The 7,224-nt window shown below is 67.1% G+C and carries 6 protein-coding genes; 1 reads left to right on the top strand and 5 read right to left on the bottom strand.

The features are described 5' to 3' along the window. Positions 1-87: 87 nt before the first annotated feature. The 5 genes from IAE58_RS19295 to IAE58_RS19275 all read right to left on the bottom strand — a co-directional run bounded on the left by IAE58_RS19295 (position 88) and on the right by IAE58_RS19275 (position 5,761). On the bottom strand, positions 88-2,265 hold the full coding sequence (locus IAE58_RS19295; protein ID WP_199934252.1) for a carboxy terminal-processing peptidase: 2,178 nt from the start codon (positions 2,263-2,265) through the stop codon (positions 88-90). 315 nt (positions 2,266-2,580) lie between these two features. After that, entirely contained in the window at positions 2,581-3,591 is a 1,011-nt protein-coding gene (lipA, locus tag IAE58_RS19290) for a lipoyl synthase (protein ID WP_108762914.1), read from the bottom strand. Between the two features lie 18 nt (positions 3,592-3,609). After that, positions 3,610-4,320, bottom strand: coding sequence for a lipoyl(octanoyl) transferase LipB (lipB, locus tag IAE58_RS19285; protein WP_108772256.1), 711 nt, complete (start codon positions 4,318-4,320; stop codon positions 3,610-3,612). Next, positions 4,308-4,586 (bottom strand): DUF493 family protein, encoded by a 279-nt coding sequence (locus IAE58_RS19280; protein WP_108750506.1) that lies wholly within the window; start codon positions 4,584-4,586, stop codon positions 4,308-4,310. Before IAE58_RS19280 ends, lipB begins: the two co-directional genes overlap by 13 nt. Before the next feature lie 182 nt (positions 4,587-4,768). Next, the gene (locus tag IAE58_RS19275) at positions 4,769-5,761 is read right to left on the bottom strand and encodes a CsgG/HfaB family protein (RefSeq protein WP_199934251.1); all 993 of its coding nucleotides are present in this window, start codon (positions 5,759-5,761) and stop codon (positions 4,769-4,771) included. Between the two features lie 342 nt (positions 5,762-6,103). On the opposite strand from IAE58_RS19275, the gene IAE58_RS19270 reads away from it, so the two are divergent. Further along, the coding region (locus IAE58_RS19270; RefSeq protein ID WP_200734989.1) for a lipid A deacylase LpxR family protein at positions 6,104-7,224 on the top strand (1,121 nt) is incomplete at its 3' end.

The raw sequence follows: 7,224 nt of genomic DNA, 5'->3' as shown, positions 1-7,224 counted from the left end.
GCTAAACCGTCTGGGCCCGTCTGCCCGACCCCAAACCCACCGGGGGCCGGCTTTGCCGCCCCCGTCGGGTATCACAGTGCGGTGCGATCAGTCGGCCCAGCGGCCCACGCCGGTGGACTGCGGCAGCACCTGCGCCGACAGCGGACGGTCGGTTTCCAGCAGGTTCACCGCATCGGCCAGGATCGCGGCCGATTCACGCAGCAGCGGGTCCGGACGCTTCTCGGCGGCCTTCTCGCGGGCGGCATCCTTCACGATGTCGCGCTCGTTGCCGGTCAGGCCGTCATCGCTGCTGTCGTCGGCCAGCGGGTCCAGGGCCAGGCCCAGTTCCTTGCGGATCACCTGGCGCTCCTTGCGCTGAGTGTCCTGGCGCTCACGCTCGGCACGGCGGGTGGCCTCGTTCAGCGACACGTACTTCTTCGCCGCCTCGGTGCGGAACTGCTGCACGTCCTCGTTCCACCACTGGAATTCCTTGTCGGTGGCGATACGGGTGTCGTGGCGGGTTTCCAGCTTCGGCAGCAGCGGCGCGAAGTTGCCGTACTGGGTGTGCGGCACCGAGGCGATGCGGGTCCACGGCAACGCATTGTCGTAGGTGCTTTCGCCGAATTCGGTGGCATCCACGCTGGCCGGGAAGGCCAGGTCGGGCACCACGCCCTTGTGCTGGGTGCTGCTGCCGCTGATGCGGAAGAACTGGGCAATGGTCAGCTTTACCTGGCCGAAGCGCTGGGTCTCGCCGCTCGGCCAACGGTCCAGATCCACGATGTTCTGCACCGTGCCCTTGCCGAAGGTGGTTTCACCAATGACCAGGCCACGGCCGTAATCCTGGATGGCGCCGGCGAAGATTTCCGAAGCCGAGGCCGAACCGCGGTTGATCAGCACCGCCAGCGGGCCGTCCCAGGCCACGCCCTGGTTGCGGTCGTTGTTCACGGTCACCCGGCCACCGGATTCGCGCACCTGCACCACCGGGCCCTGTTCGATGAACAGACCGGTCAGTTCAATGGCTTCGTCCAGCGAACCGCCACCGTTGTTGCGCAGGTCCAGCACCACGCCGTCCAGCTTGTCGTTCTTGAAGCCGGCCAGCAGCTTGGCCACGTCGCGGGTGGCCGAAGCATAGTCGGTCGCGTTGCGGCGACGGCCTTCGAAGTCCTGGTAGAAGGTCGGCAGCTTGATCACGCCCACTTTGCGCTCGGGCTCGCCGTCCTTGCCCGGAATGGTCATGGTTTCGCCCTTGGCGGCCTGTTCGGCCAGGCGCACCTTCTGCCGGGTCAGCACCAGGGTGTGGTGCTTGCCGTCGGCACCCTCTTCGGCCGGAATGAATTCCAGCTTGACCTGGGTGTCCTTGGCGCCACGGATCTTGGCCACCACATCGTCGATGCGCCAGCCGATCACATCTTCGATGGTGCCCGACTTGCCCTGGCCCACGCCCACGATGCGGTCGCCCGGCTTCAGCGTGCCGTCCACGGCTGCCGGGCCGCCGGCGATGATCTCGCGGATCACCACCACGTCGTCCTGGCGCTGCAGCTGCGCGCCAATGCCTTCCAGCGACAGCGACATGGCCTGGTTGAAGTTCTCGGCCGTGCGCGGGGTGAAGTAATCGGTATGCGGATCGACCGCGCTGGTGTAGGCGTTCATGAAGAACTGGAAGACGTCTTCGCCCTTCAGCTCGTTCACCGACTTTTCCAGCGTGGCGTAACGCTTGTCCAGGGTCTTGCGGATGTCGTCGGACTTCTTGCCGGCCAGCTTCAGTCGCAGCCAGTCATTCTTCACCGATTTGCGCCACAGCTCGTCCAGTTCAGCGCTGCTGGCTGCCCACGGCACGTCCTTGCGGTCGTACTCGAAGCGCTCGTCAGTGGTGAAGTCCGGTTCCTGCTTCAGCAGCTTGCGCGCATAGGCCACACGCTCGCCCACGCGCTGCTTGTAGACGGCAAACACCTGGAACGCCGGTTCCATCTCGCCGCCACGGATGGCGTTGGCGATGTTGGCCTCGAACGGCGCGAAGCGGGTCACGTCGGCCTGGGTGAAGTACTGCTTGCCGCCGTCCAGAGTGTCCAGATAGCGCTTGAACACGTCCTTGGCGGTGGCTTCGTCCAGCGCGCGCGGCCGGTAGGCGTAGCGGCTGTCGGACAGCAGGCCGTAGACCAGCTTGGAGGTGGTCACCTGGTCGGCGGTGGCCGCAGCCGGCAAGGCCGGCGAATCGGTCTTGGCCGCCAGCGCCAGCGGCGCTACCAGCGCCAGGGCCATCAGGAATGCAGGGGCTTTGAATTTCATGAACGTGCTCAAGGGCGGCTTGCCAAGGGGGAGACTGCGCGGTGTTCAGACACCACGACAGTGCCGAAAGTTGCCGGATTTGTCATCCGCCCACGATCGGTGGAAATCCAGCCTAGCCGGGCCGGTGTAGCAAATTGTGAATGGCTGGGAAGCGTCCCCCGGAACGCCGACCGTCAGATTGCCGATGGCGTCGGGTGGAGAGCCCCCTGAGTCAGGGGGCGGCCGCGAAGCGGTGGGGGTGTGGGTGGTGGTAAGCCGGGGCCCACGATGTGCGCAGCGCATCGTGGGAAGCGGTAGCGCGCATCGCGCAACCGCTTACCGGACGCCGGCGCCCTTGGCCTGCACGTCGGCGTGGTACGACGAGCGCACCATCGGGCCGGAGGCCACGTGGCTGAAGCCCAGTTCGTAGCCGTAGTCTTCCAGCGCCTTGTAGTCTTCCGGGGTCCAGTACTTCAGCACCGGGTGGTGGTGCGCGGTCGGCTGCAGGTACTGGCCGATGGTGATCATGTCCACGTCGTGGGCACGCAGGTCACGCATGGTGGCCTTGATCTGCTCGAATTCCTCGCCCAGGCCCAGCATGATGCCGCTCTTGGTCGGCACCGACGGGTGCTGCGCCTTGAAGTTCTTCAGCAGGTTCAGCGACCACTGGTAATCGGCACCGGGGCGCACGTTGCGGTACAGGTCCGGTACGGTTTCGATGTTGTGGTTAAACACGTCCGGCGGGTTCTGCGCCAGGATTTCCAGCGCGCGCTCCATGCGGCCCTTGCCGCGGAAGTCCGGGGTCAGCACTTCGATGCGCGTGCCCGGCGACTTCTCGCGGATGGCGGTGATGCAGTCGACGAAGTGCTGGGCACCGCCGTCGCGCAGGTCATCGCGGTCAACGCTGGTCACCACCACGTACTTCAGGCCCATGTCGGCCACGGTCTGGCCCAGGCTGGCCGGTTCGTTGGCATCGGGCGGCTTGGGGCGGCCGTGGGCCACGTCGCAGAACGAGCAGCGGCGGGTGCAGACTTCGCCCAGGATCATGAAGGTGGCGGTGCCGTGGCCGAAGCATTCATGAATGTTCGGGCAGCTGGCTTCCTCGCACACCGTCACCAGGCGGTTCTCGCGCAGCTTGGCCTTCAGGTTCTGCACGGCATTGCCCGAAGGAATGCGCACGCGGATCCACGACGGCTTGCGCAGCACCGGGGCATCGGCGAACTGCACCGGCGAACGGTTGATCTTGTCCCCGCCCATCTGCTTCACGCCCACCTGCAACGGTGCGGCGGTCGGCAGGTCGGCCTGCACGATCTGCAGGGGAATGGTGCGGGCGGTGGTCTCAGTCATGGCAGTTCCGGGGGGCGGTCAGGCGGCCGCAGAAAGATCGGGCAGTTCGGGCGTGGGCTGCAGCAGCAGGCCAAACTGGCGGGCCAGGTTGTCCAGCAGCACCGGCTTGACGGCGTCCATCCCGGACGGGCCGCCCAAGTCTACCACCGAGGTCACCTGCAGCCCCTGGTAACCGCAGGGGTTGATGCGGTGGAAGGGTTCCAGGTCCATGGAGACGTTGAAGGCCAGGCCGTGGAAGGTGCAGCCGCGGCGCACGCGGATGCCCAGCGCGGCGATCTTGGCCGCACCCACGTACACGCCGGGGGCGCCCTCACGGCGCTCGGCGCCGATGTTCCAGTCGGCCAGGGTGTCGATGATGGCCTGTTCGATACGGCACACGTAGTCGCGCACGCCAATGCCCAGCCGCGGCAGGCGCAGCAGCGGGTAGACCACGATCTGGCCGGGGCCGTGGTAGGTCACCTGGCCGCCACGGTCCACGTGCAGCACCGGAATATCGCCCGGTGCCAGCACGTGTTCGTCCTTGCCGGCCTGGCCCAGGGTGAACACCGGATCGTGTTCGACCACCCACAGTTCGTCGGCGTCGTCGTCCGTACGCTGGTCGGTGAAGCGCTGCATGGCCCGCCAGACCGGTTCATAGGCCTGGCGGCCCAGGTCACGGACCACCGCCGGACGCGCCGGACGGTTTTCGGGGGCGGCGTCGGCCGGGCAGCTGGCGGCTACACCGTCCACTTCACTTCCGGGTGGCCACGCAGCGCCTCATGGGCCACGTCGTACTGCTCGCGGTTCTCGGCCTGGAACACCAGGCGAACCGAAACATACTTGCCGTTGGTCGAATGCTTCCAGCTGATACGCTCGTTCACCACGGTGATGCCCGCGGCCTGCAACAGGCGCGGAAGCTCGTGCTCGAGGCCGCGGTTGGCGGCGCCCATGGCACTGAGCTCGAACTGACCGGGGAACTGGAAGCCGTGGTCGGGGTTGTCGGACTTGATTTCCATGGGCCCATTATCGGGCCGGAAGGCAACAAACCCAAGAGTATTCATCAAAGTCGACAGCGGCACCGGCGAGCCGCTGCGTTGCAGGGGGCGCACGTGCCGGCCGGAGCCAGCCTGCTGGGCCGGCCTGCCGGGCCGGCCCCGGCAGGCAACGCGTGCCGGCCCGACGCCGGCACGCCGGGGACCTATTTGGCCGTTTCCATCAGGGTGGAATTGACCCAGCCCTTGTTGCCCATTTCGTCTTCCACCTCCCACATGGTGCCGTCCTTCACACCGGTGGGGTACAGCAGCATGCCCGGCTCGAGCGCGCGCACCGCCGCGCCGGTGCCCTTGGCGTTGGCCAGCAGGCGGCCCGCCTTCAGCATGGTCACGGCCTGGCCGGCATTGGCAGCGGAGGCATTGGCCGGCAGGCCGCCCAGCTCGGTCACCATGCTGCTGTAGGCCTGCAGGTACGCCAGGGTGATCACCTGGCCGATTTCGGTGTTGGCGTAGCCGCCCACGCCCATCGCGCCGATGCCGCCACCGCCGAACAGGCCGCCACCGGCGCCCCAGCCCAGGTCGGTTTTCTTGGAGTTGCCTTCAACGACCGCAACCTGCTCGGAGGAGCGCACATCGGTCAGGGTCAGGGTCACATCGGCGGTCTTCCTGCGGAAGTTCAGGCCACTTACGACAGAGCCGGCCTTGCCGCCGATCAGGCCGCCCACCAGGCCACCGATGGCACTGCCGCCAGCGTTGCTGTTCTGCGAGATCAGATCCGGCACCAGAACGTAGTCGGCGGCCCGGATCTGGCCCTTGCCGATGTTGGAACGCCCGCGCAGCTGGCCTTGGCTGGCCAGCGCGCGCTCGGCCTGGGCCGCGGCCATGCCGACGCCACGGTCGACCAGGGTGAAGCACTTGGACTTGTTGACGAACACCTTGATCAGCTTCGAAGGCGCCGGCAGCTGCTGGCCGGTCCACCAGTTCACCGCATCTTCCGATTCGATTACCGAGATGGAACCCAGCGGCTTGGTGCAGACGGGGATCTCGGCCTGGCCCTTCTTGCTCTGCTGCTGGGCAGAGGTACGGCTGTTGGCGAAGCTGTCGCGCAGGCCGGCCGACGCCGGGGCACTGGCGGCCACCAGTGCAGCGCCCAGCAGCGTGCAGGCCAGCGCAGGGGGGAGCGAATTCGATTTTTTCATTTGAGTCATCCAGCACTTCGCCGACGGCGAAGCACATTCCATGGGTTGAGAAAGGGTCCGGGACCCGAATCCGTTGCGACGCCCCCCCTCAGGCGCCGGTGCAGGAGGTATGGCACGCCTGCGCCGCACGCCACAACCGCAGCTGACTGACAATGCCGATGACGACACGCCAGGCACACGCCCCCTGCCAGCACGCCGCCGGCGCCGTACCCCTGCCACGTATGGCTGTGCCAGTGGGACAACGTTGTTTTCGGAACAGACATGTGAGCGTCATGTGGTCGTTTCGGCCGCTGCCTGGATGTACCGTGTCGCGGCATAAAACGACAAAAGAACCCGCACCCGATGAGCTCCCCTTCCCAACACCGCCTCGCAGCCCTCGGGCTGTCGGGCCTGCTCGCTGCTACCCTCCCCCTTGCCGCCCAAGCCGCCGAACAGTGCGGCCCGGATGCCATGCGCGACCACCCGCCGCAGGTGAACTTCCGCGTGGACAACGACCTGTTCGGTGGCAAGGACCAGGATCAGGGCTACACCAACGGCGCCCAGCTCACCCTGGTCTCGCCCAATCTGGTGGACTACACCGACGACCCCTGCCTGCCGAAGATGGCGCGCTGGGTGAACCGGCACCTGGAACGGCTGCACCCGGGTGAGTTCGAGCAGCAGAACATGATCTTCAGCCTGGCCCAGGGCATCTTCACCCCCACCGATTTCACCCGGAAGGACCTGATCGAGGACGACCGCCCCTATGCGGGCGTGCTGATTGCCAGCTTCGGCTACAACGCGCGCCGCGGCGACCGCCTGCAGACCACCCAGCTGGCGCTGGGCGTGGTGGGCCCGTGGGCACAGGGCAAGCAGGTGCAGAACGCCGTGCACGATCTGCTGGGTGACGAGAAATTCCAGGGCTGGGATAACCAGCTGCACAACGAACCGGTGTTCATGCTGACCCACGAACGCATGCGCCGCTGGCCGGGCGATGCCACCGAAAATGCCGCCGGCTGGGGCTGGGATGCGATCACCCATTACGGCGGTGCGATCGGCAACCTGGCCACCCACGCCAATGCCGGCGCCGAAGTGCGCTTTGGCTGGAAGCTGCCCGACGATTTCGGCAGCACCCCGCTGCGCCCGGCCGGCGAAAACACCGCGCCGACCCGCGGCGGCCGCCCGGCCGGTTGGTCGTGGCACCTGTTCGCCACCACCGATGCCTCGTGGGTGATCCGCGATATCACCCTGGACGGCAACACCTTCCGCAACAGCCACAGTGTGGACAAGCGCAACTTCGTGGCGCTGGGCGGCTACGGCCTGGCGGTGATGAAGGGCCGCTGGAAGTTCGCCCTGGCCCGTTACCACAGCACCCGCGAATTCGACGGCCAGCGCGAAGCGCCGGTGTTCGGCAGCTTCACCATCAGGCGCGCGGGGGGGGGCGGCGGGGGGGGGGGGTGGGGGGGGGGGGGGGGGGGGGGGGGGGG

It is taken from the genome of Stenotrophomonas sp. S49 (assembly GCF_016624905.1).
Taxonomy (GTDB): domain Bacteria; phylum Pseudomonadota; class Gammaproteobacteria; order Xanthomonadales; family Xanthomonadaceae; genus Stenotrophomonas.
This window is presented reverse-complemented; position numbering and strand designations above follow the sequence as displayed.